This is a genomic window from Streptomyces sp. NPDC021093 (assembly GCF_044333135.1).
In the GTDB taxonomy this organism is placed as follows: domain Bacteria; phylum Actinomycetota; class Actinomycetes; order Streptomycetales; family Streptomycetaceae; genus Streptomyces.
In genome coordinates, this window is the sequence record NZ_JBIRQJ010000001.1 from 20,835 (window position 1) to 47,672 (window position 26,838).

At 73.6% G+C, this 26,838-nt stretch carries 20 protein-coding genes; 11 read left to right on the forward strand and 9 right to left on the reverse strand.

Going from position 1 to position 26,838, the window contains the following annotated elements; all coding sequences use genetic code 11:
* From ACH4SP_RS00100 to ACH4SP_RS00125, 6 genes are read left to right on the forward strand one after another with little or no spacing between them, the layout of a single operon-like run.
* A complete protein-coding gene (locus ACH4SP_RS00100; protein WP_398407886.1) occupies window positions 1-360 on the forward strand; it encodes a GPW/gp25 family protein in 360 nt (119 codons plus the stop codon).
* Entirely contained in the window at window positions 357-2,840 is a 2,484-nt protein-coding gene (locus ACH4SP_RS00105) for a hypothetical protein (protein WP_398407887.1), read from the forward strand. The genes ACH4SP_RS00100 and ACH4SP_RS00105 overlap by 4 nt, the downstream gene beginning before the upstream one ends.
* A 2-nt stretch (window positions 2,841-2,842) precedes the next feature.
* Window positions 2,843-5,359, forward strand: a complete 2,517-nt coding sequence (locus ACH4SP_RS00110) for a putative baseplate assembly protein (protein WP_398407888.1) — start codon at window positions 2,843-2,845, stop codon at window positions 5,357-5,359.
* The gene (locus ACH4SP_RS00115) at window positions 5,356-7,548 is read left to right on the forward strand and encodes a phage tail protein (protein WP_398407889.1); all 2,193 of its coding nucleotides are present in this window, start codon (window positions 5,356-5,358) and stop codon (window positions 7,546-7,548) included. Before ACH4SP_RS00110 ends, ACH4SP_RS00115 begins: the two co-directional genes overlap by 4 nt.
* A gap of 59 nt (window positions 7,549-7,607) precedes the next feature.
* Window positions 7,608-10,703 carry a DUF6519 domain-containing protein gene (locus ACH4SP_RS00120; protein ID WP_398407890.1) on the forward strand — a complete coding sequence of 1,032 codons (3,096 nt, stop codon included), beginning with the start codon at window positions 7,608-7,610 and terminating at the stop codon, window positions 10,701-10,703.
* Window positions 10,700-12,148, forward strand: a complete 1,449-nt coding sequence (locus tag ACH4SP_RS00125) for a hypothetical protein (RefSeq protein WP_398407891.1) — start codon at window positions 10,700-10,702, stop codon at window positions 12,146-12,148. The genes ACH4SP_RS00120 and ACH4SP_RS00125 overlap by 4 nt, the downstream gene beginning before the upstream one ends.
* On the opposite strand, the gene ACH4SP_RS00130 is transcribed toward ACH4SP_RS00125, so the two are convergent.
* The 7 genes from ACH4SP_RS00130 to ACH4SP_RS00160 all read right to left on the reverse strand — a co-directional run bounded on the left by ACH4SP_RS00130 (window position 12,124) and on the right by ACH4SP_RS00160 (window position 19,420).
* A complete protein-coding gene (locus tag ACH4SP_RS00130) occupies window positions 12,124-12,351 on the reverse strand; it encodes a hypothetical protein (RefSeq protein WP_398407892.1) in 228 nt (75 codons plus the stop codon). The two genes, ACH4SP_RS00125 and ACH4SP_RS00130, sit on opposite strands and share 25 nt — an antisense overlap.
* Complete coding sequence (locus ACH4SP_RS00135; protein ID WP_398407893.1) at window positions 12,339-14,318, reverse strand: ATP-binding protein; 1,980 nt, start codon at window positions 14,316-14,318, stop codon at window positions 12,339-12,341. The genes ACH4SP_RS00130 and ACH4SP_RS00135 overlap by 13 nt, the downstream gene beginning before the upstream one ends.
* Window positions 14,315-15,613 (reverse strand): DUF4255 domain-containing protein, encoded by a 1,299-nt coding sequence (locus tag ACH4SP_RS00140; protein ID WP_398407894.1) that lies wholly within the window; start codon window positions 15,611-15,613, stop codon window positions 14,315-14,317. The genes ACH4SP_RS00135 and ACH4SP_RS00140 overlap by 4 nt, the downstream gene beginning before the upstream one ends.
* Window positions 15,614-15,632: 19 nt before the next feature.
* Window positions 15,633-15,920, reverse strand: a complete 288-nt coding sequence (locus ACH4SP_RS00145) for a hypothetical protein (protein ID WP_398407895.1) — start codon at window positions 15,918-15,920, stop codon at window positions 15,633-15,635.
* A gap of 671 nt (window positions 15,921-16,591) precedes the next feature.
* A complete protein-coding gene (locus ACH4SP_RS00150) occupies window positions 16,592-17,314 on the reverse strand; it encodes a hypothetical protein (RefSeq protein ID WP_398407896.1) in 723 nt (240 codons plus the stop codon).
* 26 nt (window positions 17,315-17,340) lie between these two features.
* Complete coding sequence (locus ACH4SP_RS00155) at window positions 17,341-17,868, reverse strand: phage tail protein (protein WP_398407897.1); 528 nt, start codon at window positions 17,866-17,868, stop codon at window positions 17,341-17,343.
* 28 nt (window positions 17,869-17,896) lie between these two features.
* Window positions 17,897-19,420: a phage tail sheath family protein gene (locus ACH4SP_RS00160; RefSeq protein ID WP_398407898.1), complete on the reverse strand. Its 1,524-nt coding sequence runs from the start codon at window positions 19,418-19,420 to the stop codon at window positions 17,897-17,899.
* A gap of 350 nt (window positions 19,421-19,770) precedes the next feature.
* On the opposite strand from ACH4SP_RS00160, the gene ACH4SP_RS00165 reads away from it, so the two are divergent.
* Window positions 19,771-20,484, forward strand: a complete 714-nt coding sequence (locus tag ACH4SP_RS00165) for a BTAD domain-containing putative transcriptional regulator (RefSeq protein ID WP_398407899.1) — start codon at window positions 19,771-19,773, stop codon at window positions 20,482-20,484.
* On the forward strand, window positions 20,481-20,702 hold the full coding sequence (locus ACH4SP_RS00170) for a hypothetical protein (RefSeq protein ID WP_398407900.1): 222 nt from the start codon (window positions 20,481-20,483) through the stop codon (window positions 20,700-20,702). The genes ACH4SP_RS00165 and ACH4SP_RS00170 overlap by 4 nt, the downstream gene beginning before the upstream one ends.
* Before the next feature lie 29 nt (window positions 20,703-20,731).
* On the opposite strand, the gene ACH4SP_RS00175 is transcribed toward ACH4SP_RS00170, so the two are convergent.
* Entirely contained in the window at window positions 20,732-21,814 is a 1,083-nt protein-coding gene (locus ACH4SP_RS00175; RefSeq protein ID WP_398407901.1) for a serine hydrolase domain-containing protein, read from the reverse strand.
* 197 nt (window positions 21,815-22,011) lie between these two features.
* Here ACH4SP_RS00175 and ACH4SP_RS00180 point away from each other — a divergent pair, with 197 nt between their 5' ends.
* Together ACH4SP_RS00180 and ACH4SP_RS00185 are read left to right on the forward strand one after the other, a co-directional pair.
* The gene (locus ACH4SP_RS00180; RefSeq protein ID WP_398407902.1) at window positions 22,012-22,953 is read left to right on the forward strand and encodes a DUF5829 family protein; all 942 of its coding nucleotides are present in this window, start codon (window positions 22,012-22,014) and stop codon (window positions 22,951-22,953) included.
* A gap of 27 nt (window positions 22,954-22,980) precedes the next feature.
* Window positions 22,981-23,376, forward strand: a complete 396-nt coding sequence (locus ACH4SP_RS00185; protein ID WP_398407903.1) for a hypothetical protein — start codon at window positions 22,981-22,983, stop codon at window positions 23,374-23,376.
* 10 nt (window positions 23,377-23,386) lie between these two features.
* On the opposite strand, the gene ACH4SP_RS00190 is transcribed toward ACH4SP_RS00185, so the two are convergent.
* Window positions 23,387-23,902, reverse strand: coding sequence for a nuclear transport factor 2 family protein (locus ACH4SP_RS00190; RefSeq protein ID WP_398407904.1), 516 nt, complete (start codon window positions 23,900-23,902; stop codon window positions 23,387-23,389).
* Between the two features lie 178 nt (window positions 23,903-24,080).
* Here ACH4SP_RS00190 and lanKC point away from each other — a divergent pair, with 178 nt between their 5' ends.
* On the forward strand, window positions 24,081-26,837 hold the full coding sequence (gene lanKC / locus ACH4SP_RS00195; protein WP_398407905.1) for a class III lanthionine synthetase LanKC: 2,757 nt from the start codon (window positions 24,081-24,083) through the stop codon (window positions 26,835-26,837).
* Window position 26,838 lies beyond the last annotated feature (1 nt).

The following is a 26,838-nucleotide window of genomic DNA, read 5'->3' on the forward strand; positions in this document are numbered from 1 at the left end:
GTGCACCTCGACCTCCCGTTCCGGATCGACTCCCGGGGCGCCTGCGCCACCACCGACGACGAGGACGCGTACGTGCGCGACCTGGTCGAGCAGGTGCTCTTCACCTCGCCCGGGGAACGGGTCAACCGGCCCTCCTTCGGCAGCGGCGTGCTCGGGCTGGTCTTCGAGCCGGGCGGCGGTGAACTCGCCACCGCCACCGAGTTCGTGGTGCAGGGCGCGCTCCAGCAGTGGCTGGCGGAGCTGGTGGAGGTGCACGCCGTCGAGGTGACCGGTGAGGACGCCACCCTGCGTGTGACCGTGCGCTACCGGCCGCGGCGCGCCGCGCAGCCCCGTACCGTCGTCTTCACCCGGCCGGTGTGACCGTGGACCCGCGCCCCGTCCCTCCGGGCCCGTACCTCTGCCGGGACGGTGAGCGGCGGCGGGAGGCGGTGCGGGCCGACGGCAGTCTCAACGGGATCGACTTCCTGGAGGTCGACGGCGGCCACCCGCCCGGCGTGCCGCCGCAGCGGACGCTGCTGGTGCGCTGTCTGCGGGAGCTGCCCGATGAATTGACGGGCAGCCAGGTGCGGGTGTTCGGCGGGGTACGGGCGGACCCCGCGGTCAACCCGGTCCGGGTGGAGTGGGCGTTCAGTGCCCGGCGGCTGGCCGAACCGCCGTCCGGTGGAGTGGAGTTGATCGGCGAGCAGGACCGGAAGGTGTTCGGGGCACTGCCGGATCCCGACCGGATGCTGGTGGTCAGGACGGGCTCGACGGGCGACTTCTCCACCTACCGGTTCGCGGTCGTGGACCCGGCGGCGCACGGCTTCGATCCGCGGCTGGCGCAGGCGCCCTTCACCTTCAAGGTGGACTGCCCCGGCGACTTCGACTGCCGGGCCGGTTCCGGGTGCCCGCCCGAGCGGGTGGCCGAGCCGCCGCTCGACTACCTCAGCCGGGACTACGCCGGACTGCGCGGGCTGCTGCTCGACCGGCTGTCGCTGGTCGCCCCGCAGTGGACCGGGCGGCACGCCGCCGACCTCGGGGTGACCCTGGTCGAGCTGTTCGCCTACCTCGGTGACCATCTCGCGTACGCGCAGGACGCCGTCGCCGCCGAGGCGTACCTGGGCACCGCCCGCCGCCGGGTCTCGGTGCGGCGGCACGCGAAGCTGCTGGACTTTCCGATGCACGACGGGGTCGCGGCCAGGACCTGGCTGGTACTGGAGGTCGAACCCCCGGACAACGAGGGCCTTGTGGTGCGGTCCGGGTGTGAAGTGGCCACCACCGACGGCTCGTTGGTGTTCCACACCCTCTCCCCCGTGACGCTGCGGGCGGCCCGCAACCGCATCGGCCTCTACACGTGGGGCGACGTCGGGTGCTGCCTGCCGCGCGGGGCGACCCGGGCGACGCTGCGCGGCACCGCCGCCGGTCTCGGTCTGACCGCCGGGGACGTACTGCTGCTGGAGGAGGTACGGGGCCTCGGGGGCACGGCAGTGGACGCCGACCCGACGCACCGGTGGGCGGTCCGGCTGGCCGCCGCTCCCCTCGACGCGACCGATCCACTGACCGGTGCAAAGGTCGTCGAGGTGCGGTGGGCGGACGGCGACGCGCTGCCGTTCCCACTGTGGCTGGGGCGGTACGCGCCCGGGGACGGCGAGCGGGGCGACCCGGACGACGGCCTCGTCGGATCGGCGGTGGCGCACGGCAACGTCGCGCTCGCGGAGCACGGCGGGCTGGTGGAGCGGGAGCCGCTCGTCCCGGCGGATGTCCCCCCGCAGGGGCGCTACCGCCCGGTGCTCGGGAGTCCGGGGCTGCTGCACGCGGTGCCCTACGCCGACCCGGTCGCGCGGTCGCGCCCGGCCGCCGCCGCGCTGCTGCTCGACCCGGGCGCGGCCGTCCCGGCCGTCGTCTCGCTGGAGGACGGCCGCGAGCGGTGGACCGTACGGCGCGATCTGCTCGGCAGCGACCGGTTCGCCCGGGAGTTCGTGGTGGAGACCGAGGACGACGGGCGTGCGCAGCTGCGGTTCGGCGACGGCGTGCGGGGGCGGCGGCCGACGGCGGGCAGCCGGTTCACGGCGACGTACCGGACCGGCGCGGGCCCGGCGGGCAACGCCGGGCGGGACGTGCTGACCCGGCTCCTGGTGCCGCTGGCCGGGGTCACGGTGCGCAACCCGGTGCCTGCCGCGGGCGGCATCGGCCCGGAACCCGTGGAGCAGGTGCGGCAGTGGGCTCCGCAGGCGTTCCGGGTGCAGGAGCGGGCGGTCACCGACGCCGACTGGGCGGCGGTGTGCGAGCGGCATCCACAGGTGCAGCGGGCGGCCGCGACCCGGCGCTGGACGGGCTCCTGGTACACGGAGTTCCTCACCGTCGACCGGCGGCGCGGCGCCGCGGTGGACGCCGCGTTCCGGGCGGAGCTCGCCGGGTTCCTGGAGCGCTTCCGGACGGCCGGGTACGACCTGGAGATCGGCGCGCCGCTGTTCGTGCCGCTGGACATCGTGCTGACGGTGTGCGTGGCGCCCGGCTCCCTGCGGGCGCACGTCGGACGCTCGCTGCACGAGGCGTTCGCGGCCCACGACCTGCCCGACGGGCGGCGCGGCTTCTTCCACCCCGACCACTTCACCTTCGCGCAGCCGGTGTACCTGAGCCGGGTGGTGGCCGCGGCGACGGCCGTCGACGGCGTCGCCCGGGTGGAGACCGGCGCGTCCGTGGGCGGACCGAACCGGTTCCGGCGCTGGGGCATGCCGGACGCGGGCGAGCTGGCGGCCGGGCGGATCCCGATGGGACGGCTGGAGGTCGCCCGCTGCGACAGCGACCCGGGCGAGCCCGAGAACGGCCGGATCGACTTCGTACTGGCGGGAGGGATGTGACGGTGACCGCACCGTGGGACATGGCAGGAGGCCTGGACGACAACTGCGGTTGCGGCGAGGGGAGTCGCACGGTCCCGTCGGTGCGCACAGCCGTCGCCAATCCGCCGGGCGCCCCTGCGCTCGCGTACCGCAGCGGCACCCACGGCACGGTGCTGCGCCGGATGCTCGCCGCGCTCGCCACCGAGCTGCCCGCACTGACCGTGCGCGGGACCGACGACCCGGCGGCGGCGCTCCTCGACGCCTGGGCGACGGTCGCCGACGTGGTGACGTTCTACCAGGAGCGGATCGCGAACGAGGGCTTCCTGCGGACCGCAACCGAGCGCCGCTCGGTGCTCGAACTGGCCCGCGCCATCGGCTACGAGCTGCACCCCGGGGTGGCCGCTTCGACCCATCTCGCCTTCACCGTCGAGTCGGCGCCCGGCGTCCCGCCCACCGCGCCCGTCCCGGCGGGTACCCGGGTGCGCAGCGTGCCGGGCCGGGACGAGCTGCCGCAGACCTTCGAGACGAGCACCGACCTCCTCGCCGTGGCCGGGCGCAACGCGCCGACCCTGCGCCTGGGGCGGCCCCAGCGACTCGTGCGCGGCATCAGGCAGCTGTACCTGGCGGGGGACGGCACGGGGCTGCGGCCGGGCGACGCCCTCCTCGTCGTCGGCGACGAACGCCGGGAGTCCCCGGACAGCGAGCAGTGGGACTTCCGGGTGCTGCGCACCGTCGAGGTGCGGCCCGCCCGCGCGCCGGGCGATGCCCCGGTCACCCGGGTCGGCTGGGACGTCGCGCTCGGCTTCGACCACGACGTTCCGGCACGGCCCGCCGAGCGCGGCGTGACGGTGTACGCCTTCCGGCTGCGGGCCGCGCTCTTCGGCCACCAGGCGCCCGACTGGCGGACCATGCCCGACACCATCCGGGCCCGGTACGCGGGCAAGGACCACGACGGCGTCACGGAGTGGCCCGGCTTCTCGCTGCCGGGCCCCGACGCGCCCCCGGTGATCGACCTCGACGGCGACCAGCCGGGGATCGGCCCCGGCTCGTGGCTGGTCCTGAACCTGCCGGGCCACACCGAGCTGTACCGGGCGAAGAGCGCCGAACCGTCCGCCGGGCAGGGCTTCGGCATCACCGGTCGTACCACCCGGATCCTGCTGGACACCGGGGAGCACCTGTCCGGCTTCGGGCTGCGGGCCACCGCCGTGTACGCCGGGAGCGAGCAGCTGACCCTGTCCGACGAACCCCTCGGAGGAACCGTCCAGGGACCCGAACTCGCCCTTCCCGACCCGCTGTTGGCGACCGGTCCGCCGTGGCCGACCGGATCACCCGTCGTAGTCACCGGCCGGACCGCCGAGGAGGAGCCGGTGACCGAGGTGGCCTTCGTCGACTCGGTCACCGCGCGGGACGGTGGTACCGCACTCGTGCTCACCGCCCCGCTGAGCCGCCCGCTGCTGCGGGATTCGGTGACGGTCCTGGGCAACGTGGTCGCCGCCACCCACGGCGAGACGGTCGCCGACGAGGTGCTCGGCAGCGGCGACGGCGCCGTGCCGTTCCAGCGGTTCACCCTGCGGCACGCGCCGCTCACCCACGTGCCTGCGCGCACGCCCAGCGGGGTGCGCGACACCCTCGTCGTACGGGTGGACGGGGTGGCCCGCACACCGAGCGGCTCGCTGTTCCCGCTCGGCCCGCACGACCCGGCGTACGTGGTGCGCACCGACGACGACACCCGGGCGACGGTGGTCTCCGGCGACGGCCGCCGCGGCGCCCGGCTGCCGACCGGGCAGGAGAACGTCCGGGCCACCTACCGCTTCGGCATCGGCCCGCAGGGCAACGTACCCGCACACGCGCTGTCACTGCTGCCCCAACGCCCCCTGGGCATAAGGGAGGTGGCCAATCCCCTGCCCGCCGCCGGCGGCACCGCACCCGAGGTGCTGGCCGACGCCCGCGCGCACGCGCCGCTCACCGTACTGACCCTGGACCGGATCGTGTCGCTGCGCGACCACGAGGACTTCGCGCGGGCCTTCGGCGGCATCGCGGTGGCGCGCGCCACCGCGCTGTGGGGCGGAACGGACTTCTTCGTGCACGTGAGCGTCGTCGCCCCGGGCGGCGGGGCCGTCGACGAGGTGACCCTCGGCAATCTGCGGGCGGTGGTCGACGGGGTCCGCGACCGGACCCGTGCCGTGGTGGTCGCCGACTGCCTGCGGCCGACGTTCCGGGTGGGCGTCGCGGTGCTGGCCGAACCGGCGTACCGGAAGGACGACGTGCACACGGCGGTGACCGGTGCGCTGCGGCAGGCGTACGCCTTCGAGCGGCGTGCCTTCGCACAGCCGGTGACCGCATCCGAGGTGATCACCGCGGTGCAGGGGGTGCCGGGCGTCATCGCGTGCCGACTGACGGCGCTCCACCTGTCCACCGATGCGGAAGCCGTGCACGAGGTGCTGGTGGCGCACGACGCGCACCGTGGGCCCGGGGGCGTGGTCGTCCCGGCCGCACTGCTGCTGCTCGACCGCGTCGCGGTGACGGAGATGGCGCCGTGACGCCGGGCGCGGGGCAGCCGACGGAGCGGACCGCCTACGCGCTGTTGCCCGCCGCGCTGCGGATCAGGGACGCCCAACAGGGGTGGCCACTGCGGTCGTTGCTGGACGTGGTGGAGGCGGAGCTGAGCCGACTGCGCGAGGACGTCGACGGGCTTTACGACAACTGGTTCATCGAGACCTGCGACGAGTGGGTGGTGCCCTACCTGGGCGACCTGCTCGGCGTGACGGGCCTCGCCCCCGTGCCGGGACAGGACGTCGCCACCGACCGGGCGGTGGTCGCCCACACGATCGCCTACCGGCGGCGCAAGGGCACCGCGGCGGTGCTGGAGCAGCTCGCCAGGGACATGACCGGCCGGCCCGCCAGGGTGGTCGAGTACTTCACCCTGCTCGGTACGGCCCAACACCTCGACCATGTGAGGCCGTTGAACGTCCGCACCCCCGATCTGCGGGACGCCGGACGACTCGAACTGCTTGACTCGCCGTTCGACACGGTCGCCCACTCGGCCGATGTGCGCCACATCGACGTGCGGCGCGGCCGGCACAACATCTTCCACCTCGGGCTGCACCTGTGGCTGCCGACCGCGTACGCCCTGACCGAGGTGGACGCCAGGCCCGTCGACGCGGCGCTGGGACGCTGGACGTTCGATCCGGCCGGCCGGGACCTGGCGCTGTTCCACCGGCCGCACACCGAGACCGAGATCACGCACCTGGCCGAGGAGGCCGACGTGCCCGCCCCACTGCGACGGCGCGCGCTGCACGAGGAGCTGGCCGCGCTGCGGTCCGCGGGCCGCCCGCCGGTGTTCCTCGCCGAGCCGGAGCCCGCGCTGCGGGTGCGACTGCCCGGCGAACAGGGACCGGTGGACCCGGCGCGCCTGCTGTGCTGCGACCTCACCGACTGGCACCGACCGGCCGCTGTTCCCGGCGCACCCCCAACGGTCGCCATCGACCCGGTACTCGGCCGACTGACCCTTCCCGACGGGATCCAACCGGACCGGATCCGGGCGGACTTCGCGTACGGCTTCCCCGGCGACATCGGCGCGGGCCCCTTCGACCGGCGGGAGACCCTGGCGGGGGCCCTCGTCCAGGCGGGGCTCGGGCCGCCCGCCCGGGTGAACTGGCAGTGCGGTGTCGACCGGGACGCGGACCTCGGCCCAGGCCCAGGCCCCGGCCCCGGCCCCGGCCCCGGCAGGATCGTCCGTACGCTCGGCGAGGCGGTCGACGCGTGGAACTCCCGCCCCGGCCCCCGCCCCGGGGACTTCGGCGTGATCGCCGTGCTGGACAGCGCCACGTACCACGAGAACCTCCAGGTGGTGATCGCGCCCGGCACCCGGCTGCTGCTGGTCGCCGCGTCGTGGCCGGACCGCGAGGACCCTGAGCATCCCGGGGTGCGGGTCAGGGACGACGGTACGTACGTGGCCGACGGGCTGCGCCCGCACCTGGTCGGGGCGATCGGGGTGACGGGCGGGGCGGGCGTGGCCGCGGGCGACAGCGCGTTCGTCCTGGACGGCCTGTCGGTCGAGGGCAGCGTGCACGCCGAATCCGGCGACCTCGCGGAACTCGTACTTGCGCACTGCACGGTGCTCGCGGGCCGGGAGGCATCGGGGAGCGACAACGGCCTGGTGCGGGCCACCGACAACCCCCACCTCACCGTCCGCCTGCTGCGCACCGTCTGCACCCGGGTGCTGCTCGACCGCGTCCCCGGGCTCGGCCTGACGGACTGTCTGCTGCACGCGGACGGGGACGCCGCCGCCCCCGCCGTGTCCGCGCCCGAGGCGCACGCCGAGATCGAGGAGTGCACGCTGCTGGGCACCACCACGGTACGGAGCCTGGCCGCGAGCAACGCGATCCTGTGGGGCCGCGTCGAGGTGGAGCGGCGGCAGCAGGGGTGCGTGCGGTTCAGCTACCTGCCGCCCGGGTCGCGCGCGCCGCGCAGGTACCGGTGCCAGCCGTCCGAGGGGGCGGCGGGGCCCCCGGTGTCCCCCCGGTTCACGTCGGTAAGGACCACCGACCCTGGCTTCGGCAGGCTCGCCACCGGCTGTCCCGCCGAGATCTCCGGCGGCGCGGACGACGAGGGCGAGATGGGCGCGTACCACTTCCTGCACGAACACCGGCGGCTGGCCAACCTGGCCTCGCAGCTGGAGCACTACCTGCGCTTCGGCCTCGAAGCGGGTGTCTTCTTCGTGACGTGATTCGTGACGTGATTCGTGACGCGATTCGCGACCCTATTCGTGACGTGAGGTGCACAAGGATGAAGGGCGACTTCACCCGGCGGACGTTCGACCGCCGCGACCACTACCGTGCCGTCCTGCTCCAGCAGGGCCGGGTGCAGCTCGACGCGGACTGGAACGAACAGGCCGACATCTGGGCGCACTTGGCGCAGCAGACCGCCGATGACACCATCGGCGCGCACGGCGGCCCGCTGCCCGGCGCGGGCATGGCCGTCACCGACGCGGGCGGAGCCCGGCCCTCCGGCACCGCCCCGATGGACCTGCGGATCTCGGCCGGGCGGTACTACGTCGGCGGCGTGCTGTGCGAGAACGAGGACGTCGTCCCGCTGGCCGTCCAACCCGATCTGCCCGGCGTGCCATTGCCGAAGGACGCCGGGCGCTACGCCGCCTACCTGGACGTGTGGTGCGAGCACGTCACCGCCCTGGAGCGGCCCGCGCTGCGGGAGGTGGCGCTGGGCGGCCCGGACACGGCGACCCGGGCGCGCACCGTCTGGCAGCTGCGGCTGTCCCGGGTGGCGGACGGGGCGACCTGCCCGGACGTGGCACCGCCGTGGGAGCCGCCCGGAACCACGTCCACCGGGCGGCTGCGGGCCCGCGCCAAGGCACCGGCGGAGGCACCCCTTCCCTGTGTGATCCCGGCCGGCACCGGCTACCGGCGGCTGGAGAACCAGCTCTACCGGGTCGAGATCCTCGACCCCAGCGGCTCCCCCGGCGGCCCCACGTACGTCTGGTCCCGGGACAACGGATCGGTGGCGGCCCGCCTGCTGAAGGTCGAGAACGACGCCCTCACCCTCGAAGCCCCGCCGCGCGACGAACGGCTCGGCTTCGCCAAGGACGACTGGGTGGAGGTCACCGACGCCGGGCGGGTCCGCCGGGGCGAGCCCGGCTTCCTCGGCAGGCTCGGCGAGGTGACGGGCACCCGGCTGCCGGTGGCCGAGTGGCGCGGCGGGCCGCCCGTCGGCGTCGGCGGTGCGGGGGGTGCCGCGGTGGTGCGCCGCTGGGACGGCGAGGGGGCGACCGCCGTCGAGGAGGGCTGGGCCGCGCTCAACGACGAGGACGGGGTGGAGATCCAGTTCGAGAAGGACGGTGTCCACCGCACCGGGGACCACTGGCTGATCCCGGCCCGCACCGCCGACCTGCGCGCAGAGCGGTCGGACCTCTCTCTCGCCGGGGACGTGGAGTGGCCCAGGACGGGCGGCGGCGACCCGCTGTTCCGTCCCCGGGCAGGGGTGGAGCACCTGTACGCGGCCGTCGCCCTGCTGGACCTGGCCGCCGACGGGAAGTGGACCGGGGTGGCGGACTGCCGCCGTCTCTTCCCGCCGCTCACCGGGCTGACGGACGTCGAGTACGCGGGCGGGGACGGTCAGGAGGCGATGCCGGGCGATCCGCTGCCGCAGCCCCTGGCGGTCTCGGTCTGCAACGGCACCCGGCCGGTGGAGGGCGCCCGGGTCCGCTTCGTGGCGGCGGACGCCGACGGCCGACTGGCCCGTAGCGCAGCCGATCTTGCCAGGACGCACTTCTCCGAGTTGATCTCGGAGACCGACGGGGACGGCATCGCCCGCTGCTTCTGGCTGCCCGCCCCGGACCCGGCACGGCCCAGCCAGCGGGTGACCGCCCGCCTGATCGACCCCGCCGGTACGGACGTGGCGGCGGCGCCCGTCCTCTTCTCGGCCGGTCTCAGCATCGCCGCCCAGGTGGCGTACGAACCGGGTTCCTGCCCGGCGCTCCGCGGAACGCACACCGTGCAGGAGGCCATCGACCGGCTGGCGAGGGTACGTTCGCTGGTCGCGCTCGGCGGGGACGGCCAGGACGGCCGCCCGGACACGGCCCTGCCGCTGCCGGTCGAGGTGCTGGTACGCGGGGACTGCGGGCCGGTGGAGGGGGCCGCCGTGACCTTCCGGGTCGACTCGGGTGCGGTGGGCGACCGGCCGGACACCCTCGTGGGCGGACCACGGACGGTGGACCTGGGCACCGATCAGGACGGGGTGGCCCGCTGCTTCTGGCTGCTGGGCCCCACCGACCCCGTCCAGACCCTGACGGCGGAGCTGGCCCCGGACGCGGAGGCCCCGAGCGTCCCGCCCACCCTCCTCGCTTTCACCGCCAACCTGCGCTCCGAGCCGAACCACCGGCCAGGACTGCACGTCAAAGACGTCTTCATCCGCGACCGCCGACTCTGGAAGCGGATCTCCAACGACATCTCCCTCCTCCCCCAGCACTTGCAGGACGGCATCCTGGTGGGCCTCGACGGCCCGGCACTCGCCGACATGCTGACGGGCAAACCCGTCCTCACCGTCACCCTCGACCTCCCCTTCCCCTTCTCCCGGTCCGACGTGGACCTCTGGGGCGACGAGCTGATCGGCACGATGCCGCTCACGCTCGCCGGGCAGGTCACCGCCCAGGCGGAGGGCGCGGCGGTGCTCTGGGAACCGAACGGGCCGACCTCGCTCTTCCTGATGGAGCGCCTCTTCCCGGCCCTGGGCCGGTTCGATCCGCTCGACCGGGTGCTGTGCCACCTGACCCTGACGGGCCGCGCGATCGCCGACTCCCGGGCCGCCGACCGCCGCGTGGTGAACGGCCTCACCCTCGGCCTGCCAGGACCGGGCAACCGCACCGACATGGAGCTTCCGAGCATCGACGACGTCACGGGCGCGGACTTCACGATGTGGTTCTGGCTGGTCCGCGAGCTTCCTTCCCCGGTCGTCCTCCCGACCCGGTCGGGCCTGCTCCGGCTGAAGTCCGCCCGGGACGCGCTGACCCTGTCCCTCCGCCGTACGGAACTCCTGGCGAGCCTCCCGGCCGGGGTGCCGCTCTCTCCTGAGGCACCGGAGCCCGATCCGGATGCCGCGCTACGGGCGGCGGACCGGGCGTTCCGGGGGAGGCCGGAGCGGCGGTTGGTGCTGGTGGTGGACGAGCGGTACGTGGAGGCGGCGACAGTGCTCGGGGAGTCCCTCGGCGGGCTGAACACGGAAGTGGAACTGATCGTGACGGCCGAGCCCGCCGTCACCGTACGAGAACGTCGGGACGCAGGCGAGGAGTTGGACGGGGTACTGACGGACGAGAGGTCCGCGGCCCCGGTCCAGGGCCTGGGTGGATTCACGGAGGCGATCGGCCTGTGAGTACGAGGCGTGACGCGGCGGAACCGCGCCCGGAGCCAGCCGTACGCCCCGGGCACGACGCCGAAGGACCGGTCCCGGGCCAGGTGCCGCCCGCCGGACCGGACGCGGCGACCGCCACCCCGGCGTCCCCCGCGCATTCCTTCGCCAGGGTCGCGGTGACGGCGGACGCCGGACCCGACTCACGCGCTCAGGAAGACCTGGAGGCGGAACGCCCGGCGCAACCCGAACCGGCAACCCCACGGCGGGACTTCGTGTTCATCATGGGCAAGGACCGGGCGCCGACCGCACGGAACCGGACCCCGGAACAGTTCTACACGGCGGCCGAACACTTCTACCGGGCCCGCAGGCCGACAGCCACCTTCGTCACCGACCTGCGCACCCTGGCCGACCTCCTGTCCTGGGTCGCGGTCAACGTGAAGGAGCCGATCGGAAACCTGGTCATCGTCAGCCATGCGAACGAGGACGGCACCCTGTCGTTCGCGTTGAACCCGGGTGACAGCGACGGGCGCACCTCCGCGGCCGAACTGCGGGCCGCACTGCACCCGGCCGGCGGACAGCAGCCGCTGGCCGATGTGCGGGGTGTCGTCGACTCCCGGACCTCCATCAGCATCAAGGGCTGCGACCTGGGCCGTACGCAAGCCATGGTCGAACTCGTCGACGAAGCGTTCGGCGGCGCCGGGACGGTGACCGCACCGACCCACGAGCAGGTCTACTCCTTCCGCCAACGGCGCGGCGGCGCCAAGGATCCGAAAGGCTCCCCGGCCGTGCACGAGAGCTTCAGCGGCCCCATGTTCCAGCGGCCGGGGCACCGGCTCTTCACCACGGCGGAACTGCGCCCGCAGGTGGACGCCCTGTACGGGCATCTCCCCGACGCCCGGCGGGCGGACCTGACCGCCCGGCTCGCGGCCCGGGACCGCAGGTCGGAGGCGCAGGCCGGCAAGGACGGGCTGCGGGGTCAGCAGGGGCAACGGGTGTTCCGCCTCGCCTACTCCGAGGTGGTACGCGATCCGGCAAGTCCCGAAGAGGCCCAACAGCTCTACCGGGCGCCGTTCCGGGAAGGGCGGTTCCGGGCGAACGCGGTGTCCGTCCAACGCGAACTCGCGGACGGCGTACTGCACTTCACCGTCACCGTCACGGGAACCGCGGCAGGACCCGACGGGAAGCGACAGCCGGACACGCGGCAGTACGTCGAGGAGCACTCCGACGACGAGCAACTGCTCGGCAAGCTGCGCTCCCAGTTGGGAAACCCGGAGCGCTACTCGTGGCGGGTCGACGAGACACACCGCACCGACGGCACCACACTGCGGCGGGCCGTGGCAGTACGCGTGGTCGCCTACCTCCACCACGGCAGCCTCGACCGTTCGGCGACGGAACCCTTCATCCGGCCGGAGAGCGACCCGGCCTTCTTCGCCACCTCGACCTATGAGGCGCCGGACGGCCCCTGAGCCGATGCCGCTCCCGCACCACCCGGGGCTCCGCCGAGACGGGCCGCAACGGCGGGGTGCCCCGCCAGCGCCGCGAGGATCTCCGTACGCAGAGCGTCGACCAGGCCCGGCGTGTCCGCGACCGGGTCGGAGCCGGGCAGGTCGAGCCCCGACAAGTGACCGTCCTCCCACAGCAGTTCATCGATCCGGATCACTTCGTCCACCCCGCCACCTCCCTGTCCGTCAACGGCTGCTCCAGCTTGGTGTATTCGCTGCGGGCCGCCCGCAGCAGGTGCGCCATCCCCACCGGCTCTCCCGCGTCCGCCGCCAGGAAGGCCGCCGACAGGGCGATGTTGTGGATCGTGCCGCCCGCGACCGCCAGCCGGGACAGCCGTACGAAGTCCAGGCTGTCGGTGGGGGTTTCGGCGGGGAAGGCGTGGCGCCAGATCTCCGCGCGCCCCGCCGCGTCCGGGAACGGGAACTGCACCACGAAGCGCAGCCTGCGCAGGAAGGCCGAGTCGAGTGCGCTCTTCTGGTTGGTGGTGAGGACGGCGAGGCCCCGGTAGTTCTCCATGCGTTGCAGGAGGTAGCTCACCTCGATGTTGGCGTACCGGTCGTGGCTGTCCTTGACCTCACTGCGTCGGCCGAACAGCGCGTCCGCCTCGTCGAAGAGGAGGACCGCACCGCCCGCCTCCCCCGCGTCGAAGACGCGGCGCAGGTTCTTCTCGGTCTCGCCGATGTACTTGCTCACCACCCGGCTCAGGTCAATCCGGTACAGGTCCAACTCCAGTGCGCCTGCGAGGACTTCGGCGGCCAGCGTCTTGCCCGTACCGCTCGGCCCTGCGAACAGCGCGGCCGCCCCGAGGCCCCGCCCGCCGCGCGCGGCGAAGCCCCAGTCGTCGCACACGGTGAACCGGTGGCGGACGTGCAGGGCGATCTCCCGGAGGGTCTGCGACTGCGGGGCGGGGAGGACCAGGTCGTCCCAGCGCGCCCGGGGTTCGATCCGGTGGGTCAGGTCGTCCAGGTCCCGGCGGGCAAGGCGGGCCAGCCGACGGCAGGCGTCCCAGAGCCGGGGTCCTGCGTCGGCACCGCCCAGGTCCTGGCGGACCTCGTGCAGTGCGGCGTCGATGGCGGCCAGGTCCAGGTCGAACTGTCCGGCGATCCGGCCGAGCCAGCCGTCGAGGTGCTGCGCGGCGGCCGGAACGTCGTCGGCGTCTGCCGGCACGCCACCCAGTGCTGCCCGCCATGCCGTACGGGCTTCCGCGGGGCGGGGCGCGGGGACGTCCAACGAGGTCAGGCGGGTCCGGCCGGCCGCCCCGGGGAGCGGCTCCCGGGTGAGGACGACGACCGGCGCGGCGATGCGTACCGCCAGGTCGAGCGCGTGCCGGCCGCCTTCGGGCGCGGGGTCGGTGTCGTCCACGGCGAGCAGCCAGGCACGGCCGTCCAGTGCGGTCTCCCGTTCGCAGAGGCGGGCCAGCAGGTCCTGTTCTGCGGGGGCGGCGGGGAGGTCTCCTGCCCGCAGGCAGACGGGTCGCAGGCCCAGCGCCGTACAGGCGGACACGGCGACCGCGCGCAGGTCCGCGGGGCGGCGGCCGTGGAGGTGTACGCCGCCCGCGGCCGCCGACCAGTGCACCGCGAGCCGGTCCGCCGCCCCCTCCAGGGCAGGGGGCAACGGGCGTGGTTCCGGCGGCGGTTCGGCCAGCGGCTGGATCCGCGGGTCGAGGTGGCCGATGCCGGTCAGCGCGTGCAGCACCCGCTCGTCGATGCGCAGCGGGCTCGTCATCGGCACCTCGGGGCGGGCGGGCTCGACGAGGTGCCAGTGGCGCAGCGGTGCCGTCGGGGTGACCGCGCTCCAGTGCGGCCCCGGCAGCTTCGCCAGGGCCAGGGAGAAGGTGACGTACGTACGCGAAGGATCGCCCTGCGCGCTCGCGCACGCTCGCGCGACCTCCGTGTCCAGCTCGACCCCTGCGCAGGCCAGCAGGGTGTCGCGCTCGAAGTCGGAGAGCCCGAACGCCTTCGCGATCACCTCCAGAGCGGGCGGGTCCGCCATGGCGTGCAGGAAGGCCGGGGCGGTTTCGGTGCGGTCTTCGACAGGGTCCTCGGTCAGCCGGGCGCGCAGCAGCTCCAGTGCGGCGGCGAGGTGGTTCTGATTGGCCGTCACCCAGTCCACGGGCTGCGAGGGTTCCGTCACGGCGCCGTCACCGTCACCCTCGGCAGGTCGTAGCGTCCGTCGTCGCCGGTGGTCAGGACGCTCTCCGCGCCGTCCACCTGGACCCTGACGAGGTACGTTCCGGGCTCGACGCCGGTGGTCGGCACGGCGACCGACGGCCGGTCGGGTGCACCCTCTGCGCCGGGCGGCGGGGCGAGGAAGGTGTAGGCGCGGGCGGTACGGCCGCCCGGCGGACGGTGCTCGTTGAGGAGCAGGACGACGCGCTGGCGCGGGCCGGCGGGCGGGTCCAGCGGGACGGTGAAGACCCGTACCCTGTCGGGTTCTTCGTCACCGGGTGCCGTCGTGACCTCGCCGGCGACCGTCGGGCGGACCGTCACCGGCGACACATTGGATTCAGCGCCGCCCCGCTCCTGTGGCGGGTCGCCCGCCGTGCGCGGCTGGAGCACCTGCACGCCCTGTACGCCCGCCCTGACCCCGGCGGGCAGCGGCACGGTGAGCCGGGTTCCCGTGGCCCGGCCGTCGGGAACTTCGGCCTCCACTCCCCCCACCCGGACCAGCGTCCGCAGCGGACCGCGCAACCGCTGCCCTTCGATCCGCAGCAGCGTGCCCGCCCGTACGGGAGCGGTCGGCGCCGAGTCGGCCGTCACCCGGGTGATCAGCGGCACGCTGTTCGGGAACACGTCGATTCCGCGACTGAGCACCGGAAGCGCAGGCTGCGGGGTGTCGGCACTGTCCAGCAGGACGACGGTCGCCCGATAGCCCACCGACAGCCGGTACGCCGCCTGGTGGAACGTCGACCACAGCTTGGACAGCTCCTCCAGGCTCAGCGGCATCAGCGTGAGCCGCACGATGTCGATCTGGTCGGCCAGGTCCGAGAACTGCTCCCAGCTCGCCGGGTCCCGCTCGATCGCGTGCCGGATCGTGTCCCGGACCAGCTCCCGGCTCAGCAGGGGCCGCGCGGCCAGCGTGCTGACCGCCACGCCCAGTGCCCGCTGGGGCTCAAGGGTGCTCTCGTCACCGCAGAAGGTGAGCAGGTAGTGCAGGTCGAGGGCCTGCTGGGGGCGGGTCAGCAGGGTGCCGTCCGCCCGCCGGGTCGGCAGGTCGACGCTGCCCCAACTCCCGTTGGGAACCACCTGGTAGAGGAAGACGTTGATGCCGCGCGCCTTGCCGTCGGCCTCGGCGGCGGCGAGCATGTCGGGCCGGAGCGTGCTCACCCCTGCCCCGGCCGCTCCGCCGGGCGGCGCACCGACGAGGGCCTCGGCCAGCACCCGGCCGAGCACGGCGGTGACCATCGCGACCGCCAGCGGATTGCTCATCGCCCCACCTCTCCCATGCCTATGTCGGCCGGTCGAGGTAGTCGCCCAGCGACAGCGGCTCGGCCCCCGGCTCCGGCCTCGGCCCCGACGGAGCCGCAGGCGGCGGTGCGGGCAGCGCGGGGAGCGGCGGCGGCCTGACCTCCACCCGGCCGATGGTCACGGTGATCTGCGGCGGAACGGGCGAACCTCCCTGCGGCGGTACGGGCGAGGTCCTGCGCCGCGGTACGGACGGACTGCCCTGCGGCGACACACCCGACGAGGCCCTCCGTACGGCGGCCCGCACAGCACCCTCGACAGCGGTACGCACGACGGACGGCTCCGGCCGCACGGCCTGCGGCGGGGCAACACCGTCGGAAACGGGAGCGGGAGCGGGAACGGGAGCGGCTTCGCCCCGTACCGAAGGCGTCCTGTCGGGCGATCCCGATACCAACAAATCCGTTGGTACGGGCGACAGTTGGGCGTCACGAGAGGCAGACGATACCGGCCCGTCGCGGCCCTCGACGCGCCCCGTCCCGGGAGGCACCCGACGAGGCGGCTGCCCAGGAAGCACCACCTCCCGCCCGGAACGGACGCCCGGTTTCCGGGCCTCGCCGTCCGGGCTCCCCGTCCGGGCACTCGGCGCTTCCGGCAGCACGACCGACGACACGTCCGGCGCCACACCCCACGGCACGACCGGCAGCCCATCCACCGGCCCATCCGCCAGTACCTCCCGCCCCGCTTCCCACCGCACCGCCGCCGCCGCTGCTGCCGATCCATTCTCCGGTACGTACCGCTCCTGACCGGAGGCCGCAGGAAGCCCTCGGTCCCCAGCTGTTCGAACGCCCGGCTCAGGGCCGGTCACGGGCGCGGCGCCCCCGGGAACCACCTCCTCCGGCACGCCAGGACCCGGCTCGAACACCGACCGGGGCCGCGGCCTCAGCGTCGGGACCTCCCCGAGGGTCCGGTCCACCAACTGCCGTACAAATCCGTCGTGTTCCCTCATCGTCCGACCAGTTCCAGGTAGCAGGCCCGGCGGACCGGGCTCAGCGCCAGTACGTCGCTCTCGGTCCAGCCGTACGCCGCCGCCAGGGCGTGCACCTCGTGGAGGAGCGCCACGGCACGCTGCTGCACCTCGGCCCACAGCAGCGCGGCGACATCCAGGGCCACCACGCTCCGTGTCCCGCATTCGGGACAGGAGACCGCGAAACTGATCGCCCCGGCAGGCGATGCCTCGCCCATGGCCGCCTCGACCGCCCCTGCAAGTCCCTCGGGGAGTCCGTGCCCACCGTCGCCGGTGCAGCGGGCGAGCAGTGCGGCACACACGGCGGCAGGCTCGGCACCCGCCACGCAACTGGCTTGCATATCAAGGGTGTTGGGCAGCCGGTAGGTCACCGTGACACCGTCCACCACCGTCCGCAGCACCTCGTCGGGCGCCCGCACCGGCAGCCGTGCCAGAGCCCCCACGTCGACCGGCACGTCCAGCTCCGCACCACACCCCGCGCACTCGGCGCAGCCCCAGGCGGTGGCCCCGGTGAAGCCCTCCAGCAGCCGGGCGAGCAGCACGTCGCGGCTGCCGGTGTCCCAGCGGGCGCCCTCGGCCCGGTCGGGTCCGGCCGCCGACAGCAGGGTCAACGCCCGCTCCAGCGGCGGCTGTCGGCCACCCTCTTCCCAGAGCGCGAGCAGCGACGCGGGGTCCGGCAGCGACAGCACGGCCTCACTCACCTTCAGTACTCACTTCAGTACTCACTTCAGTCGCTCGGTTCGAGGAAGGTCGGTTCCGTCGGCTCGGACACCTCGTAGTCGCGCTCCCAGCCCTCGTTCTCCAGCTTGATGTGCTGGATCGCGATCGCGTTGGCGTTGGCGTCGAGTTCGGGCAGCGTCTGGAACTCCGAGACCCAGCAGCGGAACACCTTGTACGCCAGGGCGATCTGACCGGCCTCGTTGTAGACCTGGATGGTGATCTCCTTGCGGAAGTCGCGAAGCGAGACCTCGGTGCCGGGTCCTGCCCCGTAGTTCCAGACCTTGTTGGCCCAGCGTTCGAACTCCGGGTCGTGGGTGACGCCGCGTTCGAGGGTGATCGCCTCGTACTCGCTGCGCCCCGGCGACTTGCGGCTGGTGCTCACGTCGCCGCCGTCCCGGTGCTTGACCACTTCGGTGGTGCGCTTCAGGGCGCCCACCTTGCTGACTCCTGCGACGTACCGGCCGTCCCACAGCACCCGGAACTTGAAGTTCTTGTACGGGTCGTAGCGCTCGCCGTTGACTGTGAACTGGGCCATCGAAGACTCCTGGGTCCCACTGGACCTGCTAGACCTGCGCCTGGGCGATCTGTTGGATCTGCAGCACCACGAACTCGGCGGGCCGCAGCGGAGCGAAGCCGACGCGTACGTTGACCCGGCCGAGTTCCACGTCGGTGGGCGTCGTCGTCTCCCGGTCGCACTTGACGAAGTACGCGTCCCGCGCGCTGGCCCCCTGGAACGCGCCCTGCCGGAACAGTCCTTGCAGGAACGCCCCGACGTTCAGCCGGATCTGCGCCCAGAGCGTCTCGTGGTTCGGCTCGAACACCACCCACTGGGTGCCGCGGAACAGGCTCTCCTCGATGTACAGCGCGAGCCTTCGCACCGGGAGGTACTTGTACTCGTCGGCGAGCAGGTCCGCGCCGCGCAGCGTGCGGGCGCCCCAGACGACCCGGCCGACGACAGGGAACGAGCGCAGGCAGTTGATGCCGAGCGGGTTGAGCTTGCCGTTCTCCGCGTCGGTGAGGTTCGCGTCCAGGTCCGCGACCCCGGCGAGCGCGGCGTCGGTGCCGGCCGGTGCCTTCCAGACGCCCCGGGTGGCGTCCGTACGGGCGATGGCACCGGCCACCGCACCGGACGCGACGAACGTGGTGAGCCGTCCGTCCGCCGTCGGGTCGGTCTGCCGGATGCGCGGGTAGTACAGCGCCGCGTAGGAGGCCGTCGTCCCGGCCAGGCCCAGCGAGGCGAGCGCGTCGGCGGGCTTGGCGACGGTCAGGGTCGTCGGCGCGTCCACCAGGAGCACCGCCCGCCGGTCGAAGCAGTACTTGAGCGCCGCCCGGTACACCTCGGCCGGGGTGTCGCCCGCGGTCGTCGGAGGCGGAATCACCAGGAGGTTGAACAGGTCGGTGTGGTCCAGCGCGTAGAGTCCCCGGTGCGCCGCCGCCTGGGTACCGCCGACGTAGTCGCCCGCGACGAGCACCTTCCCGTCGGTGCCCTTCGTCTTCACCTTCGCGCCGGTCGTCGCGGCCGGACGGGTGGCGGGCAGGTTGCCGCGGACCCGGACCAGACGGGATGCGGTGAGCACGCCGTCGAGCCTGCGGGGGCTCTGGATCACCGTGACGTTGCGGAAGGTCTCCTGCTCACCGGTCACCGGGTCGTTGACGGTCAGCGTGAACAGGTCGCCGGGGGTGACACCGAGCCGGGTGGCCACGTCCGTCAGCAGCGTCGCGTCGTCGTGCACGACGTCCGCCGTCAGCCCGTCGGCCCACGAGCCCGGGTCGGCCGCTTCGAGCGGCAGGGTGTCCACGTCGATGGCCGCGGGCTTGGCGTCGTTCGCCACCCGGACGACGACCGCCTCGCCACCGCCGCCCGCGAAGAAGTCCCGTACGGCGAAACCGACCGTACTGTCCGCCCACAGGCCGCCGAACACCCGCTCGTAGTCGGCGAATCCGAAGAGGGTCGTCGCCGTGTCGACGGGGCCGCGCCGGGTCCTGCCGACGAACGCGGTGATCGACGTGGCCACCCCGGTGATCGCCCGCACCCCGCTGGGGATCTCCTGGATGTATACGCCGGGGTAGGGGGTTGCGGCGGTCATGGCGCCCTCGTCTCCGGTCCAGCCGTGCCGCGCGCCCTGCTGCGCGGACCGTGCTGGCCGGGACCGTACGACGAGGGGCGTCACGGCCCCGTCACGGGCGCGTCACCGCGCCCGCCGGTGGAGCCGCCGGCACGGGCACCCGGTTGCGGGAACGCGTTGACGCGGCGTCGCGGGCCCACCACGCTGAACAGCTCGGCAAGAGGGGGGCGAGGTTCGTGCTGCCAGAAGTCTTGTCATCGCAGGTACCGGAGGCACCGCACACGCCAGGGGCACCGCACACTCCAGGGGCACCGCACACACCGGGGACACCGCACGCGGCGGATTCCCCGGGGCGCGCCGTCAGACTGGAGATGCTCGACGGCTTCCGCCTGGAGGTGGACGGCATCCGGGTCACCCCGCTGGCCAGTGCCCAACGCCTGCTGGCGTTCCTCGCGTTGAGGGGCCCGGTGGCGCGGGTGGTGGCCGCGGGCACCCTCTGGGGCGACGTCCGGGAGGAGCACGCGATGGGCAGCCTGCGGACGGCCATCTGGCGCTGCAACAGGGCCGTCGGCGGGCTGGTCGACGTCGGCCGCGGTCAGCTCACGCTCGCGGACTTCGTACGGATCGACGTGGCGGAACTCGTCGAGGGCTCGGCCCTGTTCCTCGACAGCACCTGGTTCCCTGACCGCATCGGGTTCCCCGACGGCACCGGCGGCGCGGCCGCCCCTCTCGCGGCCTTCCCCGCCGTGCGCCGTGCCGAGCTGCTCCCGGGCTGGTACGAGGACTGGGTGATCTTCGAAAGGGAACGGTTGCGCCACCTGAGGCTGCACGGTCTTGAGGCCGCCGCGCACCACCTGACGGCGCGCGGACTCTACGCGGCCTCCCTGGAGTTCGCGCTCGAAGCGGTGCGCTGCGAACCGCTGCGGGAGAGCGCGCGGCGCGCGGTGATCCTCGTACATCTGGCGGAGCACAACGTCGTCGAAGCGGTACGGCAATTCGAGGAATTCCAGCGGCTGTTGATGAAAGAACTCGGTATCGAACCCTCCGCGGAACTGGCCGATCTGGTGTTCAGGAGGCTCCGGTGATTCCCACGGACGGCGCGCCGCCCGCGCAGGCCCCGCCGGGCCGGGTCCTGGTCGTGCGCGTCTGGTTCGAACCGGGGGCTCCGGGCGAGGGCTTCCGGGCCCGCGTCATGACGACCACGGACATCGCCTCCGGCCGGCCGGAGGAGAGCTTCGTCGTCGGCACGCCGGAGTGCGTGCTGGAGGCGGCCCGCCGGTGGTTGGCGCGGGCCGCCCCCTGACACCCCCCTGCCCCCCTGACACCTCGGACTCATGCCGGTTCCACTGCCTTCGACACCTCGGCCAGCAGGGTTTCCGGTCCTGCGCCCCAGCGGGAGCTGATCACCAGGTCGCGGGCCGGGTCGACCCAGAGGAGGTGGGTGCCGCCGTTGCCCCGGGCGCAGCGGCCGGTGGTGGGGGCGGCGGGCCAGACCGTGCGGTCGTCGTTGAGCCACCAGGACAGGCCGTACTCGGGCTTGACCGCGCACGGGGTCCACAGCTCGTCCACCCAGCGGGCCGAGACGACCTGCCGGCCGCCCCACTGGCCGCCGCGCAGGCACAGTTGGCCGAGGCGGGCCAGGTCCAGGGCGCTGATCCACAGGCCGCCGCCCCAGTGCGCGCCGCCGGAGACGACGGGCAGCCGGGCGCCGTCGAGTTCGAGGACGGAGTTGTCGTAGCCGTGCCAGGACCAGTCCTGCGAGGCCCCGATCGGGGTCATGATCCGCTCCTGGAGGAGCTCGGGCAGGGGGCGGCGGACGAGCGCGGTCAGGGCGAGGGCGGCGAGGTTGACGCGTACGTCGTTGTAGGCCCAGCCCTCCCCCGGCGGACCGCCGGCCGACTCGGTGCCCTCGCGGGTGCTCTGCGCGTCGACGGAGGTCGGCTTGGACCAGAGTTCGCCCTCCCACTGGCTGGTCTGGTCCAGCAGGTGGCGCCAGGTGATCGCGCGTCCGTGCGCGCCCTCGAACTGGGGCAGGCCGACGGCGGCGGACACCGGTGCGTCGAGGTGCAGCAGCCCGTCGTCGTACGCGATCCCCGCGACCAGCGACAGCACGCTCTTCGTCGCGCTGTACGCCATCTCCTCGCGGGCCGGGTCGCCCCACGACGCGAGGACCGTGCCGCGCCGTACGACGACGCCGCTCGGGTCCTTCCCGTCCAACAGCGGTCCCAGGACGTCCCGGTGGGAGTCGTCGGCGACCTGGGCGGCGAGGTAGCCGGCCATGTCCTCGATGCCGGGCACCGGCCGCGCGAACTGCGCTCGCGCGGCACGGGCCAGCTCTTCCGGGTCCACCCCTTCCCACGGGTCGGCCGGGGCGGGGGTGCCGGTGCCGTCAAGGACTTGGGCCGTGGTGCGCATGGTGCTGTTCCTCCGTCGTCGCCGTGGTGCGTACAGCCGTGGTTGCGTACAGCCGTGGCCGTACCGCTGTGGCGCGTACAGCCGTGGTCGTACGTACACCATTGTGATCACCGCACCGCGTCGTCCGGCGCGAAGTGGTACCGAATCTGTCCGAAATTGCCGTCGTGACCGGTACTCCGCGCTCTACGATGCTTCGCATGCTGCGTCGCCGAGTACTGCAACTGGCCGTCGTCCCCACCGTCGCCCTCACCGGAGCGGCCCAGGAAAGCGCGCTGGCCGCCCCGGCCGGGAAGGACCAACTGCCTTCCGGACAGCGGCAGTTGCTGCTCTACAACCACGCCTACGGCGTCCTCGACCGGGCCACCGCCGACGCCGTCGAGCACTCCGCCTATCTGCGCGAGTTCGCCAACTTCCAGGTCCGCACCACCACGGGCTCCGGCGGCCAGACCTGGACCGGCCGCTATCTGCTGGGCCGGGAGACCTATCTCGAACTCTTCGGGGTGGGCGACCTGCCCGGCCAGGACGGCACGCTCGGCGCCGCCGGGATGGGCATCTCGGTCGAGCGGAGCGGCGAACTGGCGAAGGTGATCCAGCGGTTGCGGGACCAGGGGGTCGAGCATCCGGTCGAGTACCACCAGACGCGCGACTTCGGCGACGGGATCCCGGTGCCGTGGTTCGACGCCGTGTTCACCACCGACGTCTACGACTCCTTCGGGGCCTGGGGGATGGAGAACCGGCAGGAGTACTTCGCCGACCCGCGCAGCAAGACCGAGCCTCCCAACTACCCCGGCGACGTGGGCCGCGAGCGCGTGCTGCCCGACGTCTACCGCGACCGCATGATGCGCGACGTGACGTCCATTCGCCTCGCGGTCACCGCACGCGACCTCGCCAATACGGTGCCGCTGCTGCGGGCGGGCGGGTTCGCCGTACGCGACGTGGCGGGGGACGGCGTCGTCGCGCGGGGCGGCACCACCACGATCAGGCTCGACGCCGTGCCGCGGGAGAGGGTGGGGCTGCGACAGGTGGGGATGGCGCTCAACCGGCCCGCCAAGCACCGCCACGAGGAACGCCTCGGCAGCTCGACGCTGACCGTCGGCCCCGGCCCCCGCGCGGTGTGGAACTTCGACACGCCGTCCTGACCCCCTGACCACCCCGCGACCGAGGAGTTGAACACCGGCCCCCTCCCCTTCCACTGGGAGATGTTCCACAGCGCCCTCCCCCGGCGGCGCGACTGGAGCAGCGGCATCGTCGTGACGGTCGGCATCCGGCCGGGCCCGCCGGCGGTCCTGGTGCTGCGGCAGCGCAGCGGCACCGAGACCACGCACCCGCTCTCCTCGGTGACGGCGCTGCGGCCGCTCACCGTGGGCTACCGCTCGACCGAGGGCAGCGGGGAAAGTGTCCTGGAACTGCGGGTGGGCCGCAGGACCTACCGCACCCGGGCGGCCTTCAACCCGCCGGCGAACGACGTACGGCTGCTGGCCGACGCGCTGCGCCTGGCCTGCCCGTGGATGGTGGTCGGCGAGCACGAGGACAGGACGACCTGGGTGACGGACGCCGGGTAGCGAGGTCCGGCTAGCGGTGCGACGCGCCCTGCGAGGCGCCCTGCAAGGAGCCCCCGGTGCCACCGAGTTCGGGCGGCAGCACCGGCGGGCTGCCCTGCGTCCAGGCGATGTGCAGGTCCGCCCGGCTCAGCCGCCAGCCCGCGGCGGTGCGGACGAGTGCGTTGTCGGTGCGGCCGCCGGAGACGAACAACTCCCCGTCGGAGGCCAGGACATGGGTGCTGAGCTGGTTGCCGCGCAGGGTGGCCAGGTCGCCGTCGACCTCGATCACGTAGTTCGAGCCGAAGTGCACGGTGCGGGTGAAGAGCCGCATCGCCGTCGCCACGTTCGCGCGGACCGCGCCGCGTCCGCGCACCTCCCCGGCGGGCGTCGCGGTGCTCGCGTCCGCCGTGAAGAAGGCGGCGGCCCAGTTCTCGTCGTACTCCTGGCCGGGGTCGTCGAGCGAGTGCAGGTAGCGGTCGAAGAGGTCGGTGATCTCGGCCCGGTCGGTCAGGGCGCGGATCTCGGTGTGCAGTGCGTCGCTGTTCATGGACACGATCCTGCAACCTCAAGCGCACTTGAGGTCAAGAGTGCTGATCCACCGTCGATTCCCGCCGGTTACCTATGAGTTCCGCACGGTCGGATGGTGACAGTTGTGACTGTCCGGCCCGGCGACCGCGTGACAGATTCTGTCCGTCAGCAGATCGGAAGCAGGCGAAGGAGAGCGCGTGAACAAGGGGTATGCCGTGTTCTGCGACGCGGACCGGCACTTCTACGACGCGCCGCACCGGATGAGCACCGATGCCCAGGGCGGCAGGGGCGCCCTGTACGCGGCGGCCACGCTGCCGGTGCCCGACGGCTGGCAGCGGCACCGGTCGGCGGACTGGCTCGCGCTGCGCCCCGTGGCCTGCCGGCTGCCCGCCCAGGGCTGGAAGATCCACGTGTCGGCCACGCTCGACAACGCGGAGTCGGTCCTTGAGCGGGTCATGGCGTACTGCCTGCCGCGCTCCATCGCCTTCAAGTTCGTACCGAGCCGGTACCTGCTGCACAACCGCAACGCCAAGTACGCGGACCGCGCGGCCAGCGGCAAGTTCATCACCGTCTATCCGGCCGACGACGAGCAGTGCCGGACCGTCGCCGCCGACCTGGACGCGGTGCTCGCCGGATCGCAGGGACCGTACGTCCTGAGCGATCTGCGCTGGGGCGCGGGTCCGGTGTACCTGCGGTACGGCAGCTTCACCCGGCGGGACTGTTACGACGAGAACGGCGAGCAGCAGCCGGCCCTGGAGAACGCCGAGGGGGTGCTCGTGCCCGACGTGCGCGGGCCCGCCTTCCGCGTGCCGGAGTGGATCGAGCCGCCCGAGTGGCTGCGGCCGCACCTCGACGCACGGTCCGCCGCGACCGTCGCGGACATGCCGTACGTGATCGAGGAGGCGCTGCACTTCTCCAACGGCGGCGGGGTGTACGCGGGGAAGGACCGCAGGACCGGGGCCAGGGTCGTCCTCAAGGAGGCCAGGCCGCACGCGGGGCTCGCCGCCGACGGGGCGGACGCGGTGGCCCGGCTGAAGCGCGAACAGGACGCGCTGGAGCGGCTGTCCGGGCTCGGCTGCACGCCCGAGGTGCTGGACTCCTTCGTGCTGGGCGACCACCACTTCCTGGTCCTCGAATTCGTCGAGGGCAAGCCGCTCAACTCCTTCTTCGCCCGCCGCCACCCGCTGATCGAGGCCGATCAGGGGCCCGAGCGGCTCGCCGACTACACCGCGTGGGCGCTGCGCATCCACGCGCTGGTGACGGAGGCGGTGGCCGCCGTCCACGAGCGCGGGGTGGTCTTCAACGACCTGCACCTGTTCAACATCATGGTGTCCGACGACGAGTCGTCGGTGGCTCTGCTCGACTTCGAGGCCGCCGCTCCGGCCGTCGAGAACCGGCGGCAGACCGTCGCCAATCCGGCGTTCGTGGCACCCGCCGACCGGCGCGGCTTCGACGTCGACCGGTACGCGCTGGCCTGTCTGCGGCTCTCGCTGTTCATACCGCTGACCAGCCTGCTCGCACTGGACCGTACGAAGGCGGCCCATCTGGCCACGATCGCGGCCCGGCAGTTCCCGGTCGCGGAATCCTTCCTGCGGGAGGCGGTCGAGGAGATACTGCGCGATCCGCAGGCACCGGCGGGCACGGCCCAGGTACCGACGGGCGCGGCCCAGACACCGACGGGCGCGGCGAGTGCGGCGGCGGGAACGGTGAATGCGGCGCCGGGCGCGGCGAGTGCGGCGGGCGGCGCGGGCGCGCGGCCGTATCTTCCCGTCGAACCCGGCGACTGGCCGGACAGCCGCGACTCCCTCGCGGGCGCGATCCTGGCCACGGCGACGCCCGGCCGCGATGACCGGTGTTTCCCCGGCGACATCGCCCAGTTCGCCACCACCGGCGGCGGCCACAGCTTCGGATACGGCACGGCCGGGGTGCTGTACGCGCTGGCCGAGAGCGGTGCCGGCCGATCCGCAGCGGGCGAGGAGTGGCTGCTGGCCCGTACGAAGGAGCCGGACTCCGGCACTCCGCTCGGTTTCTACGACGGTCTGGCGGGCGTCGCCTGGACGCTGGACCGGCTCGGCCACCGCGCCCGCGCGCTGGAACTCGCCGAGCTCGTCCTCGCCCAGCCGTGGGAGGCCATCGGCCCCGACCTGCACAGCGGCCTCGCCGGGCTCGGCCTCGCCCTCGACGCGCTCGGTACGGCGACCGGCGAGAGCGCCCTGCACGACGCGGCGCTGCGCTGCGCGGACCTGGTCGCGCGACCGCACGGCGGCGCACCCCGGGGGAAGGCGCCGCGCGCCGGGCTCCTGTACGGAGCCTCCGGCAGCGCCCTCCTCTTCCTGCGGCTGTACGAACGCACCGGCGACGCCGCCCTGCCCGACCTGGCCGCCGACGCGCTGCGCCGTGACCTCGACCGGTGCGTGCGCGGTGCGAGCGGCACCCTCCAGGTCGACGAGGGCTGGCGCACCATGCCGTACCTCGGAGCGGGCAGCGTCGGCATCGGGATGGTCCTCGACGACCTCCTCGCCCACCGGCCCGACCCCGGCGGCCCCGACGGCGACTTCGAGCGGGCGCGCCGGGACATCGTGGCCGCCGCGCAGGCCACCTTCTACGCGCAGCCCGGACTGTTCCGGGGCGCCGCGGGCATGGTGCTCCATCTGAGCCGCACGACGACCGGCGGCCCCGGCACCGGGCCCGCCGACGTGCGGCGCCAGATCGACGCGCTCGCCTGGCACGCCGTGCCCCACCAGGGCCGGCTCGCCTTCCCCGGCGAGCAGATGATGCGCCTTTCCATGGACCTCGCGACCGGCACCGCCGGTTGTCTGCTGGCACTCGCCGCCGCCTCCGGTTCTCCGACCGTCGACGGCCGGTCCGCGCAGCTGCCCTTCCTGCCGCCCTTCCGGCGGCCCACGAGCCGGCCCCTTTCCGGGGCCGTACCGCAAGATGACCGTCCCCAGTGAG